The sequence below is a fragment of the Bradyrhizobium sp. Ken51 genome (assembly GCF_055807435.1).
This window is the reverse complement of the sequence record NZ_JBVVPB010000196.1, coordinates 1-246: the sequence shown is the minus strand read 5'-3', so window position 1 is coordinate 246 and position 246 is coordinate 1. Positions and strand designations below refer to the sequence as shown.

Here is a 246-nt window from a genome sequence, read left to right as displayed (position 1 = left end):
GCGGGAATTGCAGAGAGGTCTGGAACAGCGTGTGCAGCATATGGAAGCCGGTCTTATCGGCGGCGAACCAGGTGCGCTCGATTTTCATGCCGCCGAAGCGACGTACGTTGACGCTACCATCCGGGCGACGGCTCCATGGGCATCCCCACAGTTCCAGTTGGGTCATTTCGGTTGGGCAGTGGTGGACGAAATAATCCACGACATCCTGCTCACACAACCAGTCGCCACCCGCTACTGTATCGTGAA

At 58.1% G+C, this 246-nt stretch carries 1 protein-coding gene; it reads right to left on the bottom strand.

Annotated features, from left to right (window positions below):
* Positions 1-199: FAD-binding protein (locus tag AC0L27_RS41460; protein ID WP_473323924.1), on the bottom strand; the 199-nt coding region annotated here is incomplete at its 3' end.
* Positions 200-246 lie beyond the last annotated feature (47 nt).